General features: G+C 72.8%; 26 protein-coding genes and 2 pseudogenes. 21 read left to right on the plus strand and 7 right to left on the minus strand.

Going from position 1 to position 23,370, the window contains the following annotated elements:
* Nucleotides 1-67 precede the first annotated feature (67 nt).
* The 21 genes and pseudogenes from PU704_RS03590 to PU704_RS03690 all read left to right on the plus strand — a co-directional run.
* Nucleotides 68-1,381 (plus strand): ammonium transporter, encoded by a 1,314-nt coding sequence (locus tag PU704_RS03590; RefSeq protein ID WP_277550176.1) that lies wholly within the window; start codon nt 68-70, stop codon nt 1,379-1,381.
* 51 nt (nt 1,382-1,432) lie between these two features.
* A complete protein-coding gene (locus PU704_RS03595) occupies nt 1,433-1,771 on the plus strand; it encodes a P-II family nitrogen regulator (protein ID WP_047805187.1) in 339 nt (112 codons plus the stop codon).
* Between the two features lie 222 nt (nt 1,772-1,993).
* Nucleotides 1,994-3,583 (plus strand): signal recognition particle protein, encoded by a 1,590-nt coding sequence (ffh, locus tag PU704_RS03600; RefSeq protein ID WP_047805188.1) that lies wholly within the window; start codon nt 1,994-1,996, stop codon nt 3,581-3,583.
* 7 nt (nt 3,584-3,590) lie between these two features.
* Nucleotides 3,591-4,076 carry an NUDIX domain-containing protein gene (locus PU704_RS03605; protein ID WP_277550177.1) on the plus strand — a complete coding sequence of 162 codons (486 nt, stop codon included), beginning with the start codon at nt 3,591-3,593 and terminating at the stop codon, nt 4,074-4,076.
* A gap of 73 nt (nt 4,077-4,149) precedes the next feature.
* Entirely contained in the window at nt 4,150-5,472 is a 1,323-nt protein-coding gene (locus tag PU704_RS03610) for a hypothetical protein (protein ID WP_277550179.1), read from the plus strand.
* 128 nt (nt 5,473-5,600) lie between these two features.
* The gene (locus tag PU704_RS03615; RefSeq protein ID WP_277550180.1) at nt 5,601-7,118 is read left to right on the plus strand and encodes a sensor histidine kinase; all 1,518 of its coding nucleotides are present in this window, start codon (nt 5,601-5,603) and stop codon (nt 7,116-7,118) included.
* A complete protein-coding gene (locus PU704_RS03620) occupies nt 7,115-7,789 on the plus strand; it encodes a response regulator (protein ID WP_277550181.1) in 675 nt (224 codons plus the stop codon). Before PU704_RS03615 ends, PU704_RS03620 begins: the two co-directional genes overlap by 4 nt.
* A 153-nt stretch (nt 7,790-7,942) precedes the next feature.
* Complete coding sequence (locus PU704_RS03625; protein ID WP_277550183.1) at nt 7,943-8,884, plus strand: ABC transporter ATP-binding protein; 942 nt, start codon at nt 7,943-7,945, stop codon at nt 8,882-8,884.
* Nucleotides 8,881-10,062, plus strand: coding sequence for an ABC transporter permease (locus PU704_RS03630; RefSeq protein WP_277550185.1), 1,182 nt, complete (start codon nt 8,881-8,883; stop codon nt 10,060-10,062). Before PU704_RS03625 ends, PU704_RS03630 begins: the two co-directional genes overlap by 4 nt.
* Before the next feature lie 207 nt (nt 10,063-10,269).
* Nucleotides 10,270-10,704, plus strand: a complete 435-nt coding sequence (gene rpsP, locus PU704_RS03635) for a 30S ribosomal protein S16 (RefSeq protein ID WP_047805199.1) — start codon at nt 10,270-10,272, stop codon at nt 10,702-10,704.
* Between the two features lie 2 nt (nt 10,705-10,706).
* Nucleotides 10,707-10,952, plus strand: coding sequence for an RNA-binding protein (locus tag PU704_RS03640; protein ID WP_047805200.1), 246 nt, complete (start codon nt 10,707-10,709; stop codon nt 10,950-10,952).
* A gap of 144 nt (nt 10,953-11,096) precedes the next feature.
* Complete coding sequence (gene rimM, locus PU704_RS03645) at nt 11,097-11,690, plus strand: ribosome maturation factor RimM (protein WP_277550188.1); 594 nt, start codon at nt 11,097-11,099, stop codon at nt 11,688-11,690.
* Nucleotides 11,690-12,526, plus strand: a complete 837-nt coding sequence (gene trmD / locus PU704_RS03650; RefSeq protein WP_277550190.1) for a tRNA (guanosine(37)-N1)-methyltransferase TrmD — start codon at nt 11,690-11,692, stop codon at nt 12,524-12,526. The genes rimM and trmD overlap by 1 nt, the downstream gene beginning before the upstream one ends.
* A gap of 198 nt (nt 12,527-12,724) precedes the next feature.
* Complete coding sequence (rplS, locus tag PU704_RS03655; RefSeq protein ID WP_277550191.1) at nt 12,725-13,120, plus strand: 50S ribosomal protein L19; 396 nt, start codon at nt 12,725-12,727, stop codon at nt 13,118-13,120.
* Between the two features lie 16 nt (nt 13,121-13,136).
* Nucleotides 13,137-13,817, plus strand: a complete 681-nt coding sequence (gene lepB, locus PU704_RS03660; protein ID WP_047805204.1) for a signal peptidase I — start codon at nt 13,137-13,139, stop codon at nt 13,815-13,817.
* A gap of 62 nt (nt 13,818-13,879) precedes the next feature.
* A complete protein-coding gene (lepB, locus tag PU704_RS03665; protein WP_277550194.1) occupies nt 13,880-14,797 on the plus strand; it encodes a signal peptidase I in 918 nt (305 codons plus the stop codon).
* Entirely contained in the window at nt 14,787-15,545 is a 759-nt protein-coding gene (locus tag PU704_RS03670; RefSeq protein WP_277550196.1) for a ribonuclease HII, read from the plus strand. The genes lepB (PU704_RS03665) and PU704_RS03670 overlap by 11 nt, the downstream gene beginning before the upstream one ends.
* Complete coding sequence (locus PU704_RS03675; RefSeq protein WP_047805206.1) at nt 15,542-15,886, plus strand: DUF2469 domain-containing protein; 345 nt, start codon at nt 15,542-15,544, stop codon at nt 15,884-15,886. Before PU704_RS03670 ends, PU704_RS03675 begins: the two co-directional genes overlap by 4 nt.
* A 98-nt stretch (nt 15,887-15,984) precedes the next feature.
* Nucleotides 15,985-16,353 carry a YraN family protein gene (locus tag PU704_RS03680; RefSeq protein ID WP_277550200.1) on the plus strand — a complete coding sequence of 123 codons (369 nt, stop codon included), beginning with the start codon at nt 15,985-15,987 and terminating at the stop codon, nt 16,351-16,353.
* Between the two features lie 89 nt (nt 16,354-16,442).
* On the plus strand, nt 16,443-17,717 hold the full coding sequence (locus PU704_RS03685; protein WP_277550201.1) for a hypothetical protein: 1,275 nt from the start codon (nt 16,443-16,445) through the stop codon (nt 17,715-17,717).
* Between the two features lie 220 nt (nt 17,718-17,937).
* Nucleotides 17,938-18,189 (plus strand): annotated as a pseudogene (locus tag PU704_RS03690) (magnesium chelatase domain-containing protein); the annotation flags it as partial.
* Nucleotides 18,190-18,344: 155 nt separating this feature from the next.
* On the opposite strand, the gene PU704_RS03695 reads toward PU704_RS03690, so the two are convergent.
* From PU704_RS03695 to PU704_RS03725, 7 genes and pseudogenes are all read right to left on the minus strand, one after another.
* On the minus strand, nt 18,345-19,304 hold the full coding sequence (locus PU704_RS03695; protein ID WP_277550202.1) for a hypothetical protein: 960 nt from the start codon (nt 19,302-19,304) through the stop codon (nt 18,345-18,347).
* Nucleotides 19,267-19,824 (minus strand): DUF6932 family protein, encoded by a 558-nt coding sequence (locus tag PU704_RS03700; protein ID WP_277550204.1) that lies wholly within the window; start codon nt 19,822-19,824, stop codon nt 19,267-19,269. Before PU704_RS03700 ends, PU704_RS03695 begins: the two co-directional genes overlap by 38 nt.
* Before the next feature lie 221 nt (nt 19,825-20,045).
* A complete protein-coding gene (locus tag PU704_RS03705; protein ID WP_277550205.1) occupies nt 20,046-21,248 on the minus strand; it encodes a phage major capsid protein in 1,203 nt (400 codons plus the stop codon).
* Between the two features lie 246 nt (nt 21,249-21,494).
* Entirely contained in the window at nt 21,495-21,761 is a 267-nt protein-coding gene (locus PU704_RS03710; RefSeq protein ID WP_277550207.1) for a hypothetical protein, read from the minus strand.
* Nucleotides 21,762-22,095: 334 nt separating this feature from the next.
* Nucleotides 22,096-22,335 (minus strand): hypothetical protein, encoded by a 240-nt coding sequence (locus tag PU704_RS03715; protein ID WP_277550209.1) that lies wholly within the window; start codon nt 22,333-22,335, stop codon nt 22,096-22,098.
* Nucleotides 22,332-22,817 (minus strand): WhiB family transcriptional regulator, encoded by a 486-nt coding sequence (locus PU704_RS03720; RefSeq protein ID WP_277550210.1) that lies wholly within the window; start codon nt 22,815-22,817, stop codon nt 22,332-22,334. The genes PU704_RS03715 and PU704_RS03720 overlap by 4 nt, the downstream gene beginning before the upstream one ends.
* A gap of 223 nt (nt 22,818-23,040) precedes the next feature.
* A pseudogene (locus PU704_RS03725) lies at nt 23,041-23,370 on the minus strand (hypothetical protein); the annotation flags it as partial.

Raw genomic sequence — 23,370 nt, forward strand, 5'->3', positions numbered from 1 at the left:
GACGGCCCCGCGGGGAACGGGCCAGTGGCACCGGTGACCGACCAACCTTCAGAGAGAGGTGCACATCGTGGAAATCACTGCTGGACACGTGTGGACGATCGTCGCGGCAGCCCTGGTCTTCTTCATGACCCCCGGGCTGGCCCTGTTCTACGGCGGGATGACCCGGGCCAAGGGCGTCCTGAACATGATGATGATGAGCTTCATCTCCATCGCCATGGTCTCGGTGGTGTGGGTGCTGTGGGGCTACTCGATGAGCGGCGGGGACCCGCTCCTGGGCGGGATCACCGGCAGCCCGGTGCCCTCCTTCGCCCTGGCCGACATCATCGGCAGCGAGGACCTGCTCGGCGCCGCCTACGGCGGCACCTTCGCCATCATCACCGTCGCCCTGATCTCCGGCGCGATCGCCGACCGCGCCCGGTTCGGCGCCTGGGCCGTCTTCGTGCCCGTCTGGGCCACCCTGGTCTACGCGCCGCTGGCCTACATGGTCTGGGGCGGTGGGCTGCTGACCGAGGACGGCGCCGTGGGCTCAGCCCTCGGCGAGGCCATCGACTTCGCCGGCGGGCTCGTGGTGCACATCAACGCCGGCGTCGCGGCGCTGATCCTCATCATGATCGTCGGGGCCCGCCAGGGCTTCGGCAAGGACCCGAGCCAGCGCCCGCACAACCTGCCGCTCGTGATGCTCGGTGCCGCCATCCTGTGGTTCGGCTGGTTCGGCTTCAACGCCGGCGCGGCCGGCACGGCCGAGCAGGCCGGGCTGATCTGGATCAACACCCTCGTGGCCCCCTCCGCGGCGATGCTCGGCTGGCTGCTCACCGAGCGGATCCGGGACCGCCACGCCACGTCCCTGGGTGCCGCCTCCGGCGCCGTGGCCGGACTCGTGGCCATCACCCCGGCGTGCGCCAACGTCTCCCCGGTGTGGGCGGTCGTGCTGGGCTTCGTGGCCGGCATCTGCTCGGCGCTGGCCGTGGGCCTCAAGTACCGCATGGGCATGGACGACTCGCTGGACGTGATCGGGGTGCACCTGGTCTCCGGCGTCGTCGGCACCGTGGCCCTGGGCTTCGTGGCGCTGCCGTCCGAGGGCACCGCGGGGCTGTTCTACGGCGGCGGCTTCGGCCTGCTGCTCACCCAGGTCGTGGCGGTGCTCGTCTCGGTGCTCTACTGCGCCGTGCTGACCTTCGTCATCGCCTTCGTCATCGACAAGACCATCGGCTTCCGGATCCCGGAGCGGGACGAGATCGACGGCATCGACATCACCCAGCACGCCGAGTCCGGCTACGCCCTGGCCGGCGACGCCACGGGCTCGTTCACCCCGGGCCGCCACGCCGCCGGCGGGGAGGCCGCCGCCTTCGAGCCCGGCCGCTCCCAGCCGGTGCGCGGCTGAGCCGTGCGACGGCGCCCGACGCATCCCACCCCCACGAAAGGCAGCTCTTCCATGAAACTCGTCACCGCGATCGTGCGCCCGGAGAAGTTCAAGGACATCAAGTCCGCGCTCGAGTCCTACGGCGTCCAGGGCATGACGGTCCAGAACGTGCACGGCTACGGCCAGCAGCGCGGGCACACCGAGGTCTACCGCGGCGCGGAGTACACGGTGGACCTGCTGGAGAAGGTCCGCGTGGAGATCCTCGTCGACGACCACCAGGCCACGGACATCGTCGACGTCATCGTCTCCTCGGCCAACACCGGCCGCGCCGGTGACGGGAAGGTGTGGGTCACCGACGTCCGGCAGGCCGTGCGGGTGCGCACCGGGGAGCGCGACGAGACGGCGCTCTGACCGCTCGGTCCCCGCGGCCGGCCCCCTCCCGCCGGAGGGGGCCGGCCGCCGTCGTGTCCGCCGTCGTGTCCGTCCTCGCGTCCGCCGCGTGACGGCGGCGGGCCCGGGTCGTCCGGAGTTGCTAACCTTGGACACTGACCCGCCACACCGGGCCGGGCCGCGGCCCGCGGCGCAGACCGCGGCGCACCGGCCGACTCCCTCGACGAAAGCAGCTTTCGACCCGTGTTCAATTCACTGTCCGACCGGTTGACCGCCACCTTCAAGAACCTCAAGGGCAAGGGCCGCCTGACCGAGGCGGACGTCGACGCCACCGTGCGGGAGATCCGCCGCGCCCTGCTCGACGCCGACGTCGCCGTCCCGGTCGTGCGCGAGTTCACCGCCGCGGTCAAGGAGCGCGCCCTCGGGCTGGAGGTCTCCGAGGCGCTGAACCCCGGCCAGCAGGTCGTGAAGATCGTCAACGAGGAGCTGCAGAACATCCTCGGCGGCCAGACCCGCCGGATCCGGATGGCCAAGACCGGCCCCACGATCATCATGCTCGCCGGCCTGCAGGGCGCCGGCAAGACCACCCTGGCCGGCAAGCTCGGCAAGTGGCTCAAGGGCCAGGGGCACCGTCCCCTGCTCGTGGCCTCGGACCTGCAGCGACCCAACGCGGTCACGCAGCTGAAGGTCGTGGGCGAGCGCGCCGGCGTCCCGGTCTTCGCCCCGCACCCGGGCACCACCTCCGAGTTCGACGACCCCACGGGCGATCCCGTCCAGGTCGCCCGCGACGGCGTGGCCCAGGCCCGCGCCCGGCTGCACGACGTGGTCATCGTGGACACCGCCGGGCGCCTGGGCATCGACGAGGCGCTCATGGCGCAGGCCCGCGACATCCGCGACGCCGTCCGGCCCGACGAGGTGCTCTTCGTCATCGACGCGATGGTCGGCCAGGACGCCGTGAACACGGCGCAGGCCTTCAACGAGGGCGTGGACTTCACCGGCGTGGTCCTGTCCAAGCTCGACGGCGACGCCCGCGGCGGCGCTGCCCTGTCCGTGGCCTCCGTGACCGGCAAGCCGATCATGTTCGCCTCGACGGGCGAGAACGTCGACGACTTCGAGCAGTTCCACCCGGACCGCATGGCCTCCCGGATCCTCGACATGGGCGACGTCCTCACCCTGATCGAGCAGGCCGAGAAGCAGTGGGACCAGGCCGAGGCCGAGAAGATGGCCAGGAAGTTCACCGACCAGGAGGACTTCACCTTCGAGGACTTCCTGGCGCAGATGCAGCAGCTGCGCAAGATGGGCTCGATGAAGAAGATGCTCATGATGATGCCGGGCGCCGCCGGCATGCGCGAGCAGCTGGAGAACTTCGACGAGCGCGAGATCGACCGCGTCGAGGCCATCGTGCGCTCCATGACCCCGCACGAGCGGGTCGCCCCGAAGATCATCAACGGCTCGCGGCGGGCCCGCATCGCCAAGGGCTCCGGGGTGACCGTCTCGGAGGTCAACCAGCTCATGGAGCGCTTCGCGCAGGCGCAGAAGATGATGAAGCGGCTGGCCCAGGGCAAGGGCGTGCCGGGCATGCCCGCCGGCATCCCGGGCATGCCCGGCGGCGGCGGCGCCGGCGGGGGCAAGAAGGGCAAGGGCAAGGGCTCCGCGAAGAAGGGCGGCTCCCGCTCGGGCAACCCCGCCAAGCGCGCCCAGGAGAACGCCGCCCTCGAGCAGCAGCGCAAGCAGAAGGCGCCCGCCGGCTCGGCGTTCGGCGCCGGACAGGCCCAGCCGGACCCGGCGGACCTGAACCTGCCCAAGGGCTTCGAGAAGTTCCTGGGGAAGTGAGGCCCCAATGAGCTCCTACCTCTCCGAGCCCGAGCTGAAGAAGTTCGTCGACTCGCTGCCCACCCGGCGCCTGGCCGCCGAGGCCCTCATCCGCGACCCGCAGGGCCGGGTGCTGCTCGTCGAGCCCAACTACAAGTCGGACTGGACCGTTCCCGGCGGCACCGTGGAGGCGGGGGAGGACCCCCGCACCGGGTGCTTCCGGGAGGTGGTCGAGGAGGTCGGTCTGCACCTGGCCCCCGGCCGGCTGCTCGTCGTGGCCCACGGAGTGGCCATGGGCGTCTGGGGGGACTCGGTCTCCTTCGTCTACGACGGTGGGGTGATCGAGGCCGACACCCCCATCACGGTGCAGGAGGAGGAGCTGCTCAGCCACCGCTGGACGGCCCCGGAGGAGCTGGACGCCTACCTGCGCCCGGGGCTGGCCCACCGGCTGCGCGCGGCCCTGGCCGCCCTGGCGGACGGGACGGTGGCGGAGCTCGTCGACGGCCCCCGCTGAGCCCCCGCCGGACGCGCCCCGGGTCCCGGTCCCGGCCCCGGGACGGCCGGGACGACGGCGTAGCATGGACGCCATGACCTCACTCCCCGCCGACGACGTCGCGTCCTCCACCTCCGCGTGGGACCTGGTCCCCGCCACGGTGGTCTGCGCGACGGAGACCACCGCCGCGCAGGCCCCGGAATCCCGGCCCACGTTCGAGGAGATGCGCGCGGTCATCGCCGGGCACCGGCTGATCAGCGCCTACGCGGAGGGCCCCCGGGCCACGCAGCTGATGTTCCTCGCCGACGCCGAGGGCCACCTGGCCCGCGCCGCCGCGGACGGCTCGGTGGAGGCCGGGTGCACCCTCGACGAACTGGCCGGCACCCTCGCCCGGACCACCGGCCACCAGCTGCAGCCCGAGCAGCCCGGTCTGCGCCGCGTCCTGCTGGTCCACCTGGACGCCCCCGACCTGCCCGTGCTGGCCGCCCTGTCCGGCACCGGGTTCACCGCGGTCTCCCGGCACGGGTGGTCCGTGGTGGTCTTCGACGCCGAGGTCGACTTCTGGACCGTGCGCACCGGCCTCGCCGAGACGGCCGTGGCGCTCTCCTCGGACGGGGCCACCCGCTCCTTCGAGGTCCTGCTCGCCGGGGAGGACCCGGCGTCCGTCACCGACCTGGAGGCCGCCGACGCCGTGTGCGCCCTCGAGTGGGGCCCGGAGTGGCGGCCCACCGGCGGGGCCGGCGCGGAGGCGGAGGAGACACCGGCCGGGCGCTTCGAGCGCGACCTGGTCCGGCTGTGCGCCGGCGGCACCTCGGAGCTGCAGACCGAGTCCGTCGCCTCGGTCTTCGACCTCGACCCGGCCGAGACGAACCGGCTGCGCAACTACGTGCTGGGCGAGTCCACCGACCTCGTGCTGGAGTCCGTGCTGCAGCTGCTCGGCCTGCCCGCGCTGGCCGCCAAGGTCGTGGAGGGCAGCCGCGAGATCACCGAGCTCGAGGGCGCCGAGCACTATGAGCCCGCGGCCGTGGGCGCCGCGCTCCTGCACGGCCTCACCATCGAGCCCACCGGGGACGGGCTGATCGCCCGCTACCAGCGGGCCCTCGTGCGCCGGCCCGAGCTCCTGCTGGCCCTGGCCGGCACCGAGACCGCCCTCGGGGTGGGGCTCGCGGGCGCGGCCCGGCGCGGCGGGTCCGGGGCGCGCGTGCTCGGCACCCTTTCCGCGGCGCTGCTCGCCGACGCCGCCGCCGAGAGCGCCTACTACGCGGCGCTGCGCGGGGCCCGGACCCGGCGCGCCGGCACCCGCCCCGGCACCGTCGCCGCGGACGACTCCCCGGCGGCCGAGCTCCTCGCCGGACCGGGCCCGGCGCCCGGCTCGCGCGCGCGCTGGCGCCGCTTCTTCGGCCTGGACCGCGGCTGACCCACGGCCGGGACGCGACCGACCGGCGACCAACGCACCGCCCGGCGCCCCACCGGCCCCCGGACCGGGCGCCGGGTTCCCCCGGGCGGCGGACCCCGCGCCGGGCCCGGCCGGGCTAGCGTGATGACGTGCACACTCCATCCAGCACCGCCACCAGCACCGCACCCGGGACCGTCCCCGGCCGCACGTCCCCGGCAGGTCCCCTCGAGCGGACCGCCGGGGCCGCGGAGGCGCCCGGCACCGGTCCGGCCGGGGTGCCGCGCCGTCCGTTGCCCGAACGGTTCACGGCCTGGCTGAACGACCCCGAGGACCCGTTCTGGGAGCGGCCCGCGCCCACGCCCGCCCAGCGGCGCAACGACGTCCTTGGCACCGCCGCCTTCCTGGCGGTGGCCCTGTTCAGCGCCGTGCTGATGCACAGCTACGCGGGCGTGCCGGAGACGGAGGAGCCGTGGCTGATGTACGTCGGCGTGAGCGCGCTGATCCTCCCGCTCGCGGTGCGGCGGCGGTACCCGGTCGGCGTGCTCCTCGCCTCGTCGGTGCTGTTCTTCGCCTTCTACTACATCAGCATCGCGGCGGCGTTCCTGCTGGCCTACCAGGTCGCCTACTTCGCGGCCCTGTACGCCGCGGTGGCCTGGGCCCGGGACCGCAGCGCGATGCTCACCGCCCTGTCCGCGGTGATCGGCTGCATGGCCCTGTGGCTGGTCGTGGAGCTGACGATCACCCAGGCCTACGCCGAGATCGTCCAGGCGCAGGAGCCGGTGGACGGGCCGCTGCCGCAGGTCCTGGCCGTCCAGCTGCACGCCGGACTCGTCAACGTCGTGTACTTCGGCGGCGCGGTGCTCGCCGGCCGGGCGTCCTGGCGCTCGGCCCTGCAGCGGCACCGCCTGGCGGGCCAGGCCGAGCGGATCCGCGAGCAGTCCGCGGAGATCGCCCGCCGCGCCGTCGTCGACGAACGGATGCGCATCGCCCGGGAGCTGCACGACGTCGTGGCCCACCACGTCTCGGTGATCGGCATCCAGGCCGGCGCCGCCCGCAAGGTCCTGGACCGGGACCCCGCGGCCGCGGCGGCGGCCCTGCGCACCGTCGAGGAGTCCAGCCGGACGGCGGTGGGGGAGATGCGCCAGCTGCTCGGCGTCCTGCGCGCGGAGGACGAGAACGGGGACGCACCGACCGGGCGCCGACCCGATCCTGGGCTCGCGGACATCGCCGCCCTCGCGCACCGGCACGCCGAGAACGGGCTCGCGGTGGACGTGCGCACGGTCGAGGCCGCCCCCGGGGACCTCGGGCGGGTCCCCGCCGGTCTCGGGCTCTCCGTGTTCCGGTGCGCCCAGGAGTCCCTCTCCAACGTGATCCGCCACTCCACGGCCACCACGGCCTCGCTCGTCCTGCGCACCGGGCACGGCCCGGACGGATCCTGGATCGAGCTGGAGGTGCTCGACGGCGGCTCGCCCCGGTCCGGCACCGAGGGCACCGGCTTCGGGCTGCAGGGACTGCGCGAGCGCGTCCGGCTGCACGGCGGCGAGGCGGAGATCGGGCCGCGGTCGGGCCGTCCCGGGTGGCGGGTGCGCGTCCGCTGCCCCCTGCCCGCGGACGGCCCGCCGGACGGCGCCGCAGCACCGGCGCCCGTGGGAGGATCGGGAGCATGATCCGCGTCCTGCTCGCCGACGACCACGCGCTCGTCCGCTCCGGCTTCGCCATGGTCCTGTCCGTGGAGGACGACATCGAGGTCGTGGCCCAGGCGGCCGACGGCGCCGCCGCCGTCGCCGCGGCCCGGGACGGAGCCGTGGACGTGGCGCTGCTGGACGTGCAGATGCCGGTGATGGACGGGATCGAGGCGACCCGGCGGATCGTGGGCACGGGCTGCGCCAAGGTCGTCATCGTCACGACCTTCGACCGGGAGGACTACCTCTTCGACGCGCTCGCGGCCGGTGCCAGCGGCTTCCTGCTGAAGAACGCGGACCCCGACGACCTCGTCGAGGCCGTGCGCGCCGTCGCGGGCGGGCACGCCCTGCTCGCCCCCGAGGCCACGCTGCGCGTGATCCGTGCCCTGGCCGCCGACGTCTCCCCGGCCGCCCCGGAACCGGCCCCCGCCCCGCCCGACCCCGTGCAGCAGCGGATCGTGGCCTCCCTCACCGAGCGCGAGCACGAGGTCCTGCGGCTGGTCTCCGAGGGTCTGTCCAACGCGGAGATCGCCCAGCGCCTGTTCCTGGGCCCGGCCACGGTCAAGACCCACGTCTCCAACATCCTCGCCAAGACGGGCTCCCGCGATCGGGTGCAGGCCGTCGTCTTCGCCCACCGGGCCGGGCTGGCCGGCTGAGCCGGCTCCGCCGCCAGACGGAGATCCGGGCGGGCCCGGGCCCGTGCGGGTTCCGTCCCCGTGGGGATCTGCGGGTGCGCGCCACTTCCTAGGCTGGAGCCGAGCCGCCCGGCACCCCGCGGGCGGGCACCCGGCCGAGAGGACCCCCGTCCCATGAGCACCACCGCCACGCCCGAGGCGGGCACCGCCCGCGGCCGGCCCCGCCCCGAGCGTCACGTCCTGGAGGCCCGGGGCCTGAGCCGCACCTTCGGGGTCCGCACCGTGGTCGACGACGTCTCCTTCACCGTGGCGCCCGGCCGGATGACCGGCTTCGTCGGGGCCAACGGCGCCGGCAAGACCACCACCATGCGGATGCTCATGGGCGTGCTGCGCGCCTCCTCCGGGCAGGTCCTCTGGGACGGCCGCCCGGTCACCGCCGCCGACCGCGCCGGCTTCGGCTACATGCCCGAGGAGCGCGGGCTCTATCCCAAGCAGGGGGTCCTCGACCAGCTCGGCTACCTCGGCCGGCTGCACGGGATGAGCCGCCGCGACGCGCTCGCGGAGGCCGCCCGGCTGCTGGAGCGCTTCGGTCTGGCCGGGCGCGCCAAGGACCGGCTCGAGTCCCTGTCCCTGGGCAACCAGCAGAAGGTCCAGGTCGCCGCCGCGCTGCTGCACGGACCCACCGCCCTCGTCCTCGACGAGCCGTTCTCCGGGCTGGACCCGGCGGCGGTGGACGCCATGGTCGAGCTGCTGCGGGAGCGGACGGCCCGGGGCGTGCCCGTGCTCTTCTCCAGCCACCAGCTCGAGCTCGTGGACCGCCTCTGCGACACGCTCGTGGTCCTCTCCGGCGGCCGGGTCCTGGCCGCCGGCGCGGCCGACGAGCTGCGCCGGGCCGGTCCTCGCCGGCACCGGCTGCACTGCGAGCAGGACACCGGGTGGGCCCGCGACGTGCCGGGGGTGCGCGTCGTCGACGTCGACGGCCCGGTCGCGGTGCTGGAGCTCGAGGACCGCGCCGCGCGCGCCCGGCTCCTCGAACAGGCCGTCCGGCACGGGCTCGTGGAGTTCGCCGAGATCGTCCCCTCCCTGACCGACGTCTACCGGGAGGTCACGCGGTGACCGCCCGCCCGCCCGCGGCGCGGCCGTGGTGGACCGTCACGGCCCGCGAGATCGCGGTGAAGCTGCGTGACCGGTCCTTCCTGCTCTCGACCGCCGCCACGCTGGTCCTGGTGGCCGCCTCGATCGCGGCCTCCGCGCTGCTGGGGGACCGGGCCGCCGAGCACGTCGTGGCCACGGCCGGGCCGGAGGCGGCACCCGTCACGGCACGGGCGGCCCAGGCCCTGGCCGACGCCGGCGAGGACACCCTGACGGTGCACAGCGCGGGCTCGGCCGACGCCGCGCGGGCGGCCGTGGCCGCCGAGTCCGCGGACGCCGCGCTGCTGCTCGAGCTCGACGGCTGGACGGTGGTCGGCCGCGACGGCGTGGACCCCGGCCTCGGCCGGGCCCTGGAGCAGGCGGTCGCCGACGCGACGCTCGCCGCCAACGCCCGCGCGGCCGGCACGACGGCCGAGGAGCTCACCGCCGGCGCCGAGGTGCGCACCGAGCTGCTCGCCGGCGGGACGGACCGGGGACCCGTGCGCCTGGCCATGGGATTCGCCTTCGCGCTGCTGTTCTACCTCTCGGCGGTCGTCTTCGGGATGGCCGTCGCCCACTCCGTGCTGGAGGAGAAGCAGAACCGGGTCGTGGAGATCCTCGCCACCGCCGTCCCGGTCCGTCAGCTGCTCCACGGGAAGGTGCTGGGCAACTGCCTGCTCGCCTTCGGGCAGATCGCCCTCTACGCCGTGGTGGGCCTCGTCGGCGTGAACGTCGCCGGGACCGCGGCCGACGTCGGCTGGGCGCTCGCGGCCTCCGGCTGGTTCGTGGCCTTCTTCGTGGCCGGCTTCGCCGCGCAGGCCTCCGTCTGGGCCGTGCTCGGCTCCCTGGCCTCCCGCCCCGAGGACCTGCAGAGCAGCACCGGGCCGATCCTGGCCGTGCTCGTCGGGGCGCTGTTCGTGGGCCTCTACGCCGAGGGCGCCTGGCTCACGGCAGCCTCCTACGTGCCCGTCGTCTCCTCCGTGGCCATGCCCGTGCGGATGCTCGGCGGCGACGTGGCCTGGTGGCAGCCGGTGCTCTCCCTCGCCGTGACCCTCGCCGCGGCCTGGCTGCTCCTGCGGGCGGGCGCACGGATCTACGAGCGCGCGGTGTTCCAGGGCGGCCGCTCCCTGAGCTGGCGGGAGGCGGCGCGTCTGGAGCCCTGAGACACGCGCGGACCCGCGGCGGCGACCCGGGCCGCGGGCCGGTGGGCCGCGGACTTGACCGCGTCTGGCATACTGGACGGGTACTCGATGCGTGCGGTCCCTCTCGCCGCACGTTTCTCGTGTCCACGGAACCCCTGCGACCGGCCCGCCCCACGGGAGCGAGACCAGGGCGTTCACCTCATCCAAGAACCAGGAGAGTCCACACCAGTGGCTGTTAAGATCCGTCTCAAGCGCATGGGCAAGATGCGCGATCCCCGTTACCGCCTCGTCGTCGTCGACTCCCGCAAGAAGCGCGACGGCCGCGTCATCGAGGAGATCGGCAAGTACCACCCGACCGAGCACCCCTCCTACATCGAGGTCGTCTCGGACCGGGCCCAGTACTGGCTCGGCGTCGGCGCCCAGCCGTCCGAGGCCGTCGCCGCCATCCTCCGGGTGACGGGTGACTGGCAGCGTTTCAAGGGCGAGGAGGGTGCCGAGGGCACCCTGCAGCAGCCCCAGGGCAAGGGCGAGTTCGTCGCCCCCGACAAGGGGTCCGTGATCATCCCCGAGGCGATCACCCCCAAGGGCGAGAAGGCCGAGACCACCGAGTCCGGCGCCGAGTCCGACGACGCCCCCGCGGCTGACGCCGAGAAGGCCGAGTAGTCGTGCTCGCCGACGCGTTGGAGCACCTGGTCCGCGGGATCGTGGACAGCCCCGATGACGTCGACGTCCGACTCAAGAGCGGGCGCCGGGCGGAGACCCTCGAGGTCCGGGTCCACCCGGACGACCTCGGGCGGGTCATCGGACGCCAGGGCCGCACCGCCAAGGCGCTGCGCACCGTCATCGGTGCGCTCGCCGAGGACGGCCCGGTCCGGATCGACGTCGTCGACACCGACCGCCGCACCCGCTGAGGCGGGCCGGGCGCACCCGCGACCGGCGCCGCCGCCCGCACGGTCCCCGCATCCGCACCGGATGCGGGGACCGTCGGCGTTGACGGCCCCCGCGCCGTCCGCACCCCGCCCCGGCCCCCGGCCGCACAACCCCCAGGAGCGCACATGTTGGTCCAGGTCGCCCGCATCGGCAAGCCCCACGGCATCCGCGGGGAGGTCACCGTCCAGCTGTTCACGGACGCCCCCGAGGAGCGCTTCGCCCCCGGTGCCCGGCTGCGGCTCGAGCCGTCGTCCCCGCTCGCCCCGCAGGGGGCGGTCACCGTGCGCGGGGCCCGCTGGAACAAGGCCGTGCTCGTCGTCGCCCTCGAGGAGGTGCCCGACCGCAACGGCGCCGAGTCGCTGCGCGGTACCCTGCTCTTCGCCGAGGCCCAGGACGAGGACCCGGAGGCCGAGGAGTGGTACGAGCACGAACTGGTCGACCTCGAGGTCCGCACCGGACCCGAGGACGGCACCGGCCCGCGGATCGGCGTCGTGACCGGGCTGCGCACCATGCCCGTCCAGGACCTGCTCGAGATCACGCTGGACGAGGACGGGCGTGAGGCCGCGCTGCCCTTCGTCGAGGAGATCGTGCCGGTCGTCGACCCCGACGGCGGGTTCGTCGTCGTCACCCCGCCACCCGGACTGCTCGAGCTCGGCCTGGAGGACGGCGCCGCCGAGCCCGGCACTCCCGAGCCCGGCACCCCGGAGGGCGGGCGCTGATGCGCATCGACGTCGTCAGCATCTTCCCCGAGTACCTTTCGGCCCTCGACCTCTCGCTGATCGGCAAGGCCAGGGCGCAGGGGCTGCTGCAGCTGACCGTGACGGACCTGCGCGAGTTCACCGCCGACCGGCACCGGACGGTCGACGACACACCCTACGGCGGCGGCGCCGGCATGGTGATGAAGCCGGAGCCGTGGGCGCTGGCCCTCGACGCCGCCCGCACGCGCGGCCTCGCGGCGGCAGGAGCCGCGGAGCAGCGGCCGGTGCTCGTGGTGCCCTCCCCGGCCGGTGAGGTCTTCACCCAGGCCACCGCCCGGGAGCTCGCCCTCCGGGAGCACCTCGTCTTCGCCTGCGGGCGCTACGAGGGCATCGACGAGCGCGTCGTCGAGTGGTCCCGGGAGCACTTCGAGGTCCGTCCCATGAGTCTGGGCGACTACGTGCTCAACGGCGGGGAGGTCGCCGTGCTGGCCATGGTCGAGGCGATCGGGCGGCTCGTCCCGGGCGTGATCGGCAATCCGGATTCGCTCGTGGAGGAGTCCCACGCGGACGGGCTGCTCGAGTACCCCGTCTACACCAAGCCTGCACTGTGGCGGGACCGGCCGGTGCCGGAGGTCCTGCTCTCGGGCCACCACGGGCGGATCGCCCGCTGGCGGCGCGACCGCCAGCTGCAGCGCACCGCGGCCCGCCGCCCGGACCTCGTCGCCGGCCTCGACCCGGCCGGCCTCGACCGCGCCGACCGCGACGTCCTCGCCGCGGCCGGCTGGGTCGTCTCCGGCGACCGGCTGGTGCGCGAGGGCGCGGGCGGGGGAGACGCCCAGGGGCATCCTGTGGCATAATGACCAGCTGTGTCTGCTGGGCACGCCCCTGCCGCAGGGGGATGAGCGACCAACAGCAGGACACCCGGGAGCTCTCCTTCGGGGACCCGGCCACCACGTCTTGCGGATTCCGCACCCGGACCGGGCTCCGCCCGGTCCGCAGCACGGATCCGTGCCGACCCACGTGAGCGACCTGCGGCGTTCACCAGGAGAGACACCATGAACATCCTCGACCAGCTCGACGCCAAGTCGCTGCGCAGCGACGTCCCCGACTTCCGCCCGGGCGACACCCTCAACGTGCACGTGAACATCGTCGAGGGCAACCGCTCGCGCGTGCAGGTCTTCAAGGGCTTCGTGCTCGGCCGCCAGGGCGCCGGCGTGCACGAGACCTTCACCGTCCGCAAGGTCTCCTTCGGTGTGGGCGTGGAGCGCACCTTCCCGGTGCACTCCCCGGTCATCGACAAGATCGAGGTCCTCACCCGCGGCGACGTCCGTCGCGCGAAGCTGTACTACATGCGCGACCGCCACGGCAAGGCCGCCCGCATCCGCGAGAAGCGGGACAACACCGCCACCAAGTCGAACAAGGCCGGCAAGTCCGGCAAGTCCGGCAAGTAGGACAGCGCACGCTCCCGTGCCCACCGGAACCCGGGCGCGGGACCCGCACACCACCGGGTCCCACGCCGTACGGCGAGAACGCCAGCCCCGCACTCGGGGCTGGCGTTCCGTCGTCCTCGCCCTGCTCGTCGCCGCGCTCGTCGCCGGCGTGCTGCGCGCCTTCGTCGTGGACGTCTACTGGATCGGCTCGGACTCGATGCAGCCGACCGTGCAGCCGGGGGACCGGGTGCTGGTGGGCAAGCTCAGCCACGGTTCCGAGCCCGAGCGCGGCGACCTGGTGGTCTTCGACGGCCGCGGCAGCTTCGCGCCGCTGCGCAGCGACGACCCCTGGCCGCTCCAGGCCCTGCAGACCGTCGGCCGGTGGACCGGGCTGGCCGGCTCCGACAGCGTCTACCTCAAGCGCGTGCTGGGCACGCCCGGGGACACGGTCTCCTGCTGCGGACCCTCCGGCCGTCTGGTGGTCAACGGCGAGGAGCTCACCGAGGACTACGTCCTGGAGGGGGACCGCCCGAGCGAGGTCGAGTTCACCGCCGTGGTGCCCGAAGGCCGGCTCTGGCTCATGGGCGACCACCGCTCGGTGTCGGTCGACTCGCGCAGTCTGCTCGGCGCGCCCGGTGGCGGGCTGGTCCGAGCGGATAAGGTCATCGGAGAACCTGTTGCTGTCCTCTGGCCCCTGGACCGGGCCGGGCAGCTCTGACGCGATCCGCACGGATCCGGAACCGGGCGCCCGCGGGCGCCCGCCCAGGAAGGACGAGAGCATTGGCCGACAGGACCCCGACCGCCGGTGACGGCGCGCCCCGCGAGAGCCGGGGCGCCACCGGCGACGCCGCCCTTCCCGCTGTGGAGGCCCCCGGCACGCCTCCGACGGCCTCGACCGTGCCGCGGGAGGACTCCGCCGCGGCGGCCGAGGACGCCGACCTCGGCCAGGGATCCACGGCGCGGCGCGGCCGGCGCTCGCGCGGGGGCCGCTCGCGCAAGCAGCGCCCGGACACGTTCTGGGGCTCGGTCCGGGAGATCGTGCTCGTGCTGGTCTGGGCCGTGCTCATCGCCTTCGTGGTCAAGACCCTCCTGGTGCGGGGCTTCTACATCCCGTCCGGTTCCATGGAGAACACCCTCCAGCTCAACGACCGGATCTTCGTCAACGTCGTCGAACCCACCTTCGGCCCGCTCGAGCGGGGGGACATCGTGGTCTTCGAGGACGCGAAGGGATGGCTGCCCGCCCAGCCCGACAGCGGCGGCGGGCCGGCGGACGCCGTCTACGACGCCCTGGCGTTCGTCGGCGTGCTGCCCGACCGCACCGACCAGCACCTGATCAAGCGCGTCATCGGCGTCGGCGGCGACCGGGTGGTGTGCTGCGACGGCTCGGGGCGGGTCACCGTCAACGGGCAGGCCCTCGAGGAGGACGGCTATCTGTACCCCGGGTCCGCGCCCTCGGACATCCCCTTCGACATCGTCGTCCCGGAGGACCACTACTTCGTGATGGGCGACCACCGCGACGCGTCCGCCGACTCGCGGGTCCACTTCTCGGAGCTCGTGGCGGACAGCGCGTTCATCAGCCACGACGACGTCGTCGGAACCGCCTTCGTCATCGCCTGGCCGCTCGACCGCTTCCAGTGGCTGCAGAACCCGGACGACGTCTTCGCCGACATCCCGGCCGGGTCCGCCGGTGGCTCCTGAGCCCCGCACGGCACGACCACCGGCCGCGCCCCCGGGCCGGGCCCCCGGCCTCGCCGTCGAGCGTTCCCTCCAGGAGGCCGGTGCCCACCGGGTGGGCGGCATGGACGAGGTCGGCCGCGGCGCCCTGGCCGGCCCGGTCACGGCCGGGGTGGTGGTGCTGCGCCCCGGCACGGCGCGCGGCATCCCCGGCCTGCGGGACAGCAAGCTGCTGAGCCCCGCCCGCCGCGAGGCCCTCGTCCCGCGGATCCGCTCCTGGTGCGCCGCCAGCGGTGTGGGCCACGCCTCCCCGCAGGAGATCGACCGGCTGGGCCTGACGGCCGCGCTGCACCTGGCCGGGCAGCGCGCCCTGGCCGCGGCGACCCGCGGCGGCGCCGCCCCCGACGTCGTGCTCCTGGACGGACGGCACGACTGGCTGACCGCCGACGCGGCCCCGTCCCTCTTCGACCCCGCCGCCGCGGACGAGCCCGTCTGGACCGGGACGGTCGTGACCCGGGTCAAGGCGGACCTGACGTGCGCGAGCGTGGCCGCGGCCAGCGTGCTGGCGAAGGTGGAGCGGGACCGGATCATGCGCGAGCTCTCCGGGGACTGGCCGCAGTACGGTTGGGAGAGCAACAAGGGCTACGGTGCCGCCGGGCACCGTGCGGCTCTCGATGAGGGCGGCCCCACGCCCCACCACCGGCTGAGCTGGCGGCTGACCCGGCCGGCGACCGCCGCCGGGCCGAGCACGAGCGGAGACGAGACGACATGAGCGCCGAAGAACTCGAGAACTTCGAGACGGACCTGGAGCTGCAGCTCTACCGCGAGTACCGGGACGTGGCCGGGCTGTTCCAGTTCGTGGTGGAGACCGACCGCCGCTTCTACCTGGCCAACTCGGTGCGGATCGACCCGGTGGAGACGCGCAACGGGCTCTACTTCGACGTCGAGCTCAAGGACGCCTGGGTGTGGGACGTCTACCGCTCGGCGCGGTTCGTCAAGCACGTGCGCGTGATGAGCTTCAAGGACGTCAACGTGGAGGAGCTCGCCCACGCGGATCCCTTCTCCGTGCCCGGCGCCGCCGGACCCGCCGCTGGAGACCCCACGACCTCCTGACCCGCCCTGCACACCGCCCTGGGCCCGACTCCTGCCCCGGCCGACGCCGGCCATGCTGGACCCCGGTCCGCGGCGTCCCGGACCGGTGAGGGGGTCGGGTGTCCGGGGGACTGGGAGCGCACGGGGAACAGCTCGCGGCCGCGCACCTGACGGAGCTGGGCTACCGCGTCCTGGACCGCAACTGGCGTGCGGTGCCCGCCCGGGACGGCCTTCGCGGCGAGGTGGACGTCGTCGCCGAGCAGGGGGAGTGGGTCGTCGCCGTGGAGGTGAAGACCCGCTCGAGCGTCCGTTACGGACACCCCTTCGAGTCCATTACGCGGGCCAAGACGGTGCGCCTGCACCGTCTGGCGGCGGCCTGGGCGAGGGCCCACCACCGCGACCCCGCGATGATCAGGGTCGATGCCGTTGCAATCACTTTTGCACAGGACGGAGCGCCCGAGATCGAGGTGCTGCAACAGATCCAATAAGACGCGACGCGCCCGGACCCGGCGTGACAGTCCTCCCGCGACGTGCCACTGTGGAGGCGTCGAAACCGGGAGAACGTCGGAGGTGCGTTGTGGTCGCTGCGGGACCGCTCATCCCCACGCGTCGTGCCGCGCTCCTCGCCGCGGCCGTCGCGCTGGCCGCCACGGGCTGCGGCGCGCCGACGGAGGACGAGCCCGAGATCGTCGCGCAGCCGGGGACCGTGACGACCGCCCCGAGCGGACTGACCCCGGGACCCTATGCCCTCACCACGGCGGAGGGCGCTGTGATCTCCTTCGACCTGCCGACCGTGCCCGCCCCGGACGACGCGGTCGAGCGGCTGCGCAAGGACCTGCACGTCGAGCCCGTCACCTACGTCGAGCTGCACATCGACAACACCGAGGGCACGCGCGCCGTGGAGATCGACGACCTGAAGGTGATCAGCCACGAGGGCGGCCAGTTCCCCTTCCAGCCGGCCGCCGAGGTGCTCGCGGAGTGGGATCCCGACCGGTCCCTCGAAGGCGGGTACTGGCGCGCGGACGGCACGCCGCTTGACGCGGCGGAGGGCACGGAGCTGGACGCCCGCACGCACGAGCTCATCGGCCGGTACACCGGATCCGTCCCGGCCGGCACCGAGGGCCGGGAGCTGATGATCGGCGACTTCGAGCGCCTGCCGCTGAGCTTCGACGACGTCGAGCTCTCCCCGTACCCGCACGAGCGGGCCCTGTTACCGGAGCCGGTCGGCCACGGGCCCGTCCAGCGCCAGTACCGTGCGGGGGCCCCGGAGCGTGCCCCGCAGGAGCGCGTCGACGCGCAGCCGGTGCCCGAGGTCCCGGCCCAGCCGGCGGCCCGGCCGGCGCAGCCCCCGGCCGTGCCCCCTGCCGCGCCTCCCGTGGCAGCGCCCGCCGAACCCACGGCCGCGCCGGAGCCCGCCCCCGGGCCTGCTCCCGTGTACGTGCCCGACTGCACCAACGCGGCCGATCCGTCCGGACCGGTGCAACAGACCGCCTGGAACGCCGCCTGCGCGCCCGTGCCCGAACCGGTGCCCGTGCCGCCGGGCACCCCGGCTCCCACCCCGTCGCCGGAGCCGACCTCGCCGCCCGCCCCGGCCCCCCAGCCCGAGCCCTCGCCCACCGAGGACCTCGCCCCCGCCGCGGGGGCGACACCCGATCCCACCCCGTCGGCGTCCTCGAGCCCCACTGCACGCCGGCCCTGGCCGCCGCCGCTGCAACCGGTCACCCGGGCCTCCCCGGACCCGGCCGGTCCCACGCCCTCCTCCACCCCCACCCCCACGCCCGAGCCCACTCCGGAGCCCACGCCCTCGCCCTCGCCCTCGTCCTCGCTCCCCAGCTGGAGCTACCCGGCCTGATCCGCTGAGCGCCTCCACAGCGGGGCCGGCCGGTCCTCCCAGGCCCGGGCCGCAGGGCGGAGCATGGCGGGCATGCACCCGAGCCGACCACACCTCGCCGCCGACCCCGGCCCCGCCCGGTGCCGGCGTGACGCCACCGATCCGCACCCCGGCCGACCACACGCCGCTCCCGGACCGAGAGCGCCGCCACCCCGCCCCCGTGCAGGGCGGGGGGCCGGTGATGGGCTTCGCGCGCACCTGGGCGGTGGCCCTCGTCGGGCTGGACGGGGCGATGGTCGAGGTCGAGGCCGACATCGGCCAGACCCTGCCCGCCTTCTCGATCGTCGGCCTGCCGGACGCGGCCCTCAACGAGGCGCGCGAGCGGCTGCGGGCCGCGGCGCGCAACAGCGGCATGCCGCTGAGCCCGCGCAAGCTCACGGTCAACCTGACCCCGGCGACCCTGCCCAAGCGCGGTTCGCTCTTCGACCTGTCCAATCAAGGGCGTTGACTGTTCTGGTAGCTACAGGCCGTAGGGCGCCAAGGACGGTGTGCCCGGTAACTGGACGCTTCCGGGGTGTGCTACGCAGTGGTGCTTAACGTTCAAGCGGGTCAGGGGCGTCGTCCCCTGACCCGCTTGAAAAATTTTAGCTACGACAGCTTTCTAATTGATTCGCCCGTGTAAGCGGCACGGGGTTCGTCGCCTGGAAGGCTTGTAAATTCCACGGATGCGGTAATTTCAACACGATCTCCGTGGCGAAGCGGCGCAAGATCATCGTGGTTGATTTTGCCTGGTTTGACGTTAACCGTTTCACCGTCCGATACTTCAATTTGCAAATTAGATCGGTCCGATATGGTCACAATATCGCCCGTCATAGTTTCGGTTGACTCTTCCAGATTCTTGCTACTTATAGCCGAGGCAATCCAAGTGGCATCCGCTTTTGTCATTCGGACGCGCTGTGTTGGCTTCTGAGGTTGTGACCACTTTAGATCGACGTCAAATGAGCAATCAGCGGAATGTTTTGCCCAGGATGCCAAGGCAGTTGCTGCCCGCGGGCCTAATTCGGATAGGTCGCTTATCCAACCACTGTCTTCATCGAGATCGGGACCATTGGCTACGCCCTCCCGAATGAGTTCCAGGGCGGTCACCACCGCTTGGTCGACGACCTGCATGTCGGGCTTGTCAAAGGTAGGGAGGACGTCGGCGTCGTCGAGTTCGTCCGCCGGGGATGTCCGGGGTGCGAATGTAAGTACCAGGGAACCGAACGTCGGGCTCGCTTGAAGATCAAGCATCGCCGCGTTCTCGATCGCCGCTGGGAGCCGGCCCCGGAGACCTTTGTGGCCTTGTCTTGCCGCGGCGATTGAGGTCACCAACTTCTGCCAATTTGCCATTGCAAGACCGATTGCTTGCATGGAACCAGCGTGTCCATTGATGCCTTCACCAAAAAATCTTAGGACGCCGGTGGATCGTTCTCGCGGGGATCCCATGGAGGCCACCATGGCGTTGGTAGAAATGCGTCCGAGGTCTTCGGCGGAATCCCAATCAGGGGCGTTGTCTTGTGTGAGGAGCTCATCAACCAGTGAAAACATGTCCGGTCTCTTGGAAACCATCAATGCTCACCTCCAGGTACCCACGTCGCGGCATTGCTGCCTGTCGGTCTTGCTTATTTCCACTTCCACTGGAGCGGGTGCGCCCCCAAAAATCGTCCCAGTATCCTCGTGCGGTGTAGTAGCCAAGCGCTATGTCTCTTTGCGGTGTCGCGTTGGCGTACCACGGGATCACGAATGTGTCGATTCTACGCCCCCAGACTGACTGCGTAGCATTGCTTGCAATTACCTGCATCGTCATCCGCTCGCGGGGGTCCGTGATGCCGTCGAGCAGCTTCTCCTCGAGAATGTAGACGCAATCCACATCGCCGGGGGCGTCCTTGGAAGACAGGAACGAACCGCCGATCCACACCATGGCTACGGGGACGATGCCTCGTACGAACGTGGTCACTTCGGACCACTCGGCCCACAGTTCGCGCCGATGATCGTTGACCTCTGCGTACTCCCGTTCGATCTCGTCCAGGGAGGTCCGGTATCTACCAGGCGGTAGATACCCCGTGGTGTGGTCTATCGGGGGAATCATGGGTGTCCTTGCCTCGACTCCGCGAATCTACGCGCTCCTTGGAGTCACTGTAGGCCCTGTTCTCAACCGTGAACGAACCAACGCGCTGTTCGTTTCGTCGTCCTGACTTCGAAGGATGCGAAGGGCCCTTGCCGCTCGGGTGCGACAAGGGCCCTTCGTCTTTCCGCTAGCGCCAACTGTCCGGAAAGACCGCCCGGATTACCCGCCGGGCCGGGTGTCTCTTACGCCGCAGTCAGGTCGACCACGGTGAACGCCGTCGGGCGGGTGATCGCGAGCCCGCCGACGCGCATCTCGGCGCGGAGGGCGACCTCGTTGAACTCCCACAAGGTCCCGTCGATCTCGCCGAGGTCGTTGCGGTGCGGCGCGCCGTCCATGGCCGTGATCCGCATCTGCGAATCGGTGACCAGCTTCGCGCGACCGAAGTCGCCGAGGACGGCCGTGCCGGCGGTCAGGGCCGGGTTCTCGACCACGGGGACGGGGCCGAGGATCTGGCGCAGGTCCACGAACCGGCCCTGGGCGTCCATGAACAGATCGAACGCCGCGGCGTCGTCCGGGGACACCATCCACGCGCTCGGCTTCTCCGCGATCCGGGACAGGGCCGTGCGGGCCGCCCGGATCGTCGCCGGAAGGGACCCGGCCCACGCGGTCTGGGTGACGCCGGTCTGGTTCAGGATGCCGTGCAGGTGCTCCGCGGTGCCGTCGCCCGTCAGGGCCTCGCGCTCCAGAACGTCGAGGACGTCCTCGGTCATCCGGTTCGCCAGGAACTCCCGCAGACCGGCGTAGTCCTCGAGCAGCCGGGCCGGGAACGGCTCGGACAGGTGCGCGATGAACTTCGTCCGGTCGGTCTTCTCGGACAGCGCGTAGCGACTGGTCGGCTTCAGGGTGCCCTCGGGGACCACGGCCGCGTTGTTCTCGTGGACATCCTCGGACAGCCACGCGAACCGCCCCGCGCCGCCGATGGGCGGGGCCTCGACGGCGACGAGGTCCACGATCCCGGCCTGACGGCCCGGCCCTGCGACCTCGTCCAGGGCCGGCGCGGTGCCGCCCAACAGCGGGGCCGCCGTGGACAGTTCCAGGGACTTCACGTTGACGCCGTCGGCGGTGCGGGTGGTCAGGGCCTTGGCGAGCCGGTCGGCGAACGCGTCGGCGGCGGCCTTCCGGGACGGGCGGGCGCCGGCGGTGCCCTGGTCTCCGGCGAGGAGGCGGCCGAGCTCGTCCTGCTGGGCGCGGGACTTGGCGGCGCGCTCCCGGTCGGCCTCGGACCGCTGGCCGCCGGTGGACTGGCGGGCGCTCTTCGCAGCGGCCAGGGCTTCCTGGACCTGCCGGTTCTCGGCGTCGGTGAGGCTCCGGCCGTCGGCAGTGGCGCGGTCGGCGACCTCACGGGCCGCCTTGAGCATGTCGGTGATCTGCTGCTTGGTGTGCATGACTGGTTCCTGTCTCTGCTGCCGCCTCGGACATGGCCGGGGGCGGCGGTGTGAAAGGGGTTTGGCTGAGACGTGTGCGCGGGCGGACCGTGGCGCCGGTGGCTGGCCGCCCTCACGCGGGAGGGCTGGCGGGCCGGGTGCTCTGCGGTTTGCGCGTCTGCTGGCCGGGACGTCTCGCGGCCGGGGCTGGCTACCGGCGGCGGAGTGGAACCAAGACCAGATTAACACCGGCCCGCCCGCGCTGGGTCATGCTGCGCCGCCTCCGGTGGCCAGGTGCGGGGCGGCCGCGGCGTCGAGGACGATCTCGGCCCTTCCCGGCTCGGCGTCGAGGATCAACGCGGCCACGGCCAACAACGGGCCGACGAGGGCGGCGCGTTCGGTCTCGGGCATGGCGGCCACGGCCTGCCGGGTCAACGCCCGGCGGTGGCTGTCCGCGGCGTGGAAGCCACGGACGAGGGCCACGGCGTCGGCAATCGTCGGTTCGGTGCTCGGGGTGTGCTGCTGCTCGGTCATCGTGCTGTCTCCTGATGTGCTCGTCGTGCTGCTGGGGTGCTCGGGGCCGTCGGCTCAAAGGGGGGTCCCAATTTCGCGGCGGTGTATCTTTTCTGACCGGCGCCGCGGAGGCGCGCGCCCGTTCCTGGGATCTGAACGCCCCTCCCCTCGCGGGGAACCGGCCCCGGGGACCCGGTCGTCGGGGGCGTCGCGGCCTGGGGAACCGGGGCGGGGCTCCCGGCGGTCCCGGCCTCTCCCAGCCCGGGAGGCGGGCGTCTGTGGCTTCCGGCTCCCGGCCGGCCAGGGCTCGTGCCGGGGTTGCCCGGGGCGCGTGTGGTGGTGGTGCTGGGCGCGGTCACTGGCCTGTGTCCTTGCTCGGCGGGTCGCGGCGGACGATGGTCTCTGTCCGCGTGGCCTTGTGTCGGATCAGCGCGATCGCGGCGCGTAGTTGGTCGAGGGCTGCGGATGCCTCGAACTCGTGGTCCTCGTCGCACTGGTCGCCGTCGATGTCGACGAGGACGTCCTCGACGGTGTCCAACATCTGCAGCGCGTGGGCGAGGACGGGGTCGGTGGTGGTGCGTCGTTGGGTGCTCATGCCGCTGTCTCCTGCTCGGTGGTGGTGGTGTAGCGGACGCGGTTGCCCGCGCCGGTCTTGGTGGCTCGGCCGGTGGACACGAGGCGGGCGGCGATCGAGGCGACTTCCTGCCTGTCCTTCGGTGAGGGGGTGCCGGCGACGATGTGGGCGGCGATCTCCCGGACCGTGGCGGGGTGGTCGTGGGCGGCGAGGGCGGCGAGGACGGCGGGGGTGTTGATGCGGCCGGTCCCTCCTCGGCGGCCGGGGACGGTGCCGCCCCATGCGCCGGTCGGTTCCTGGGCGTGGACGGCCACGGCCCGGCACTGTGCGCGGATCGGGCAGGGGGCGCACTGCTCGGCGGCTCGGGCGAGGTCGTGGCGGTCCTCGGACGTCCACGCGGCGCGGTCGGCTGGGGTGCCCTGCTGGCACGGGACGGGGCGGCCCTGGTCGGCGTGCTCGGCGGCCGCGGCGTGCAGCTGCTCGATGGTCGGCGGGGTGGTCATCGGGTGTTCCTCTCGGGGTCGGAGGCGGTGGCCAGCCGGGCGGGTAGGGACGTGTAGTGGCATGGCTCCTGGTTCGTCCTCCATATGCATGCGTTAGGGGGGAACGGGTAGTCATGCCCCTTCATGACCCTGTGGATAACAGACCTTGATATTCCGGGGTGAAACGGGGTTTTCCACAGTTCGGGTAGGGACGTGACAGGGACATGAGATTGCGTGCTGTTGGTCACGACTGGCCGCCCTCGGGGTCGATCAGGAGGAGCCCGCGGCGCAACCGAACCCCGTTGGACTTCTTGGCGGGGCCGATCCTGCGGTCGAGGATCGTGCCGAACTCCTTCTTCGTCCCGGTGTGGATGCCCTCGGCGGCGGCCCATTGCTGCCACGCGGCGAACAGCTGGTCGGGGCGGGCGCTGGCGTCCGTGACCGGGCGGGTCCGCTCCTCTAGGTGTTGTGGGGCATGAGGTTGTTGCCACGGGTGTGCCGATGAGATGAGGAACGGGCTCCTCGCCACAGGATGGAAGTTCCTACACCGTCCGTCCGCAGCAAGAGAGCCCGT

The organism is Kocuria oceani, assembly GCF_029524215.1.
GTDB lineage: Bacteria > Actinomycetota > Actinomycetes > Actinomycetales > Micrococcaceae > Kocuria > Kocuria oceani.

What these genes read in the sequence shown, in the direction of transcription:
- PU704_RS03595 (WP_047805187.1), top strand. Translation starts at nt 1,433, where the DNA reads ATGAAACTCGTCACCGCGATCGTGCGCCCGGAGAAGTTCAAGGACATC.
- PU704_RS03605 (WP_277550177.1), top strand. Translation starts at nt 3,591, where the DNA reads ATGAGCTCCTACCTCTCCGAGCCCGAGCTGAAGAAGTTCGTCGACTCG.
- PU704_RS03610 (WP_277550179.1), top strand. Translation starts at nt 4,150, where the DNA reads ATGACCTCACTCCCCGCCGACGACGTCGCGTCCTCCACCTCCGCGTGG.
- PU704_RS03620 (WP_277550181.1), top strand. Translation starts at nt 7,115, where the DNA reads ATGATCCGCGTCCTGCTCGCCGACGACCACGCGCTCGTCCGCTCCGGC.
- PU704_RS03625 (WP_277550183.1), top strand. Translation starts at nt 7,943, where the DNA reads ATGAGCACCACCGCCACGCCCGAGGCGGGCACCGCCCGCGGCCGGCCC.
- rimM (WP_277550188.1), top strand. Translation starts at nt 11,097, where the DNA reads ATGTTGGTCCAGGTCGCCCGCATCGGCAAGCCCCACGGCATCCGCGGG.
- trmD (WP_277550190.1), top strand. Translation starts at nt 11,690, where the DNA reads ATGCGCATCGACGTCGTCAGCATCTTCCCCGAGTACCTTTCGGCCCTC.
- rplS (WP_277550191.1), top strand. Translation starts at nt 12,725, where the DNA reads ATGAACATCCTCGACCAGCTCGACGCCAAGTCGCTGCGCAGCGACGTC.
- PU704_RS03675 (WP_047805206.1), top strand. Translation starts at nt 15,542, where the DNA reads ATGAGCGCCGAAGAACTCGAGAACTTCGAGACGGACCTGGAGCTGCAG.
- PU704_RS03695 (WP_277550202.1), bottom strand. Translation starts at nt 19,304, where the DNA reads ATGGTTTCCAAGAGACCGGACATGTTTTCACTGGTTGATGAGCTCCTC.
- PU704_RS03700 (WP_277550204.1), bottom strand. Translation starts at nt 19,824, where the DNA reads ATGATTCCCCCGATAGACCACACCACGGGGTATCTACCGCCTGGTAGA.
- PU704_RS03705 (WP_277550205.1), bottom strand. Translation starts at nt 21,248, where the DNA reads ATGCACACCAAGCAGCAGATCACCGACATGCTCAAGGCGGCCCGTGAG.
- PU704_RS03710 (WP_277550207.1), bottom strand. Translation starts at nt 21,761, where the DNA reads ATGACCGAGCAGCAGCACACCCCGAGCACCGAACCGACGATTGCCGAC.
- PU704_RS03715 (WP_277550209.1), bottom strand. Translation starts at nt 22,335, where the DNA reads ATGAGCACCCAACGACGCACCACCACCGACCCCGTCCTCGCCCACGCG.
- PU704_RS03720 (WP_277550210.1), bottom strand. Translation starts at nt 22,817, where the DNA reads ATGACCACCCCGCCGACCATCGAGCAGCTGCACGCCGCGGCCGCCGAG.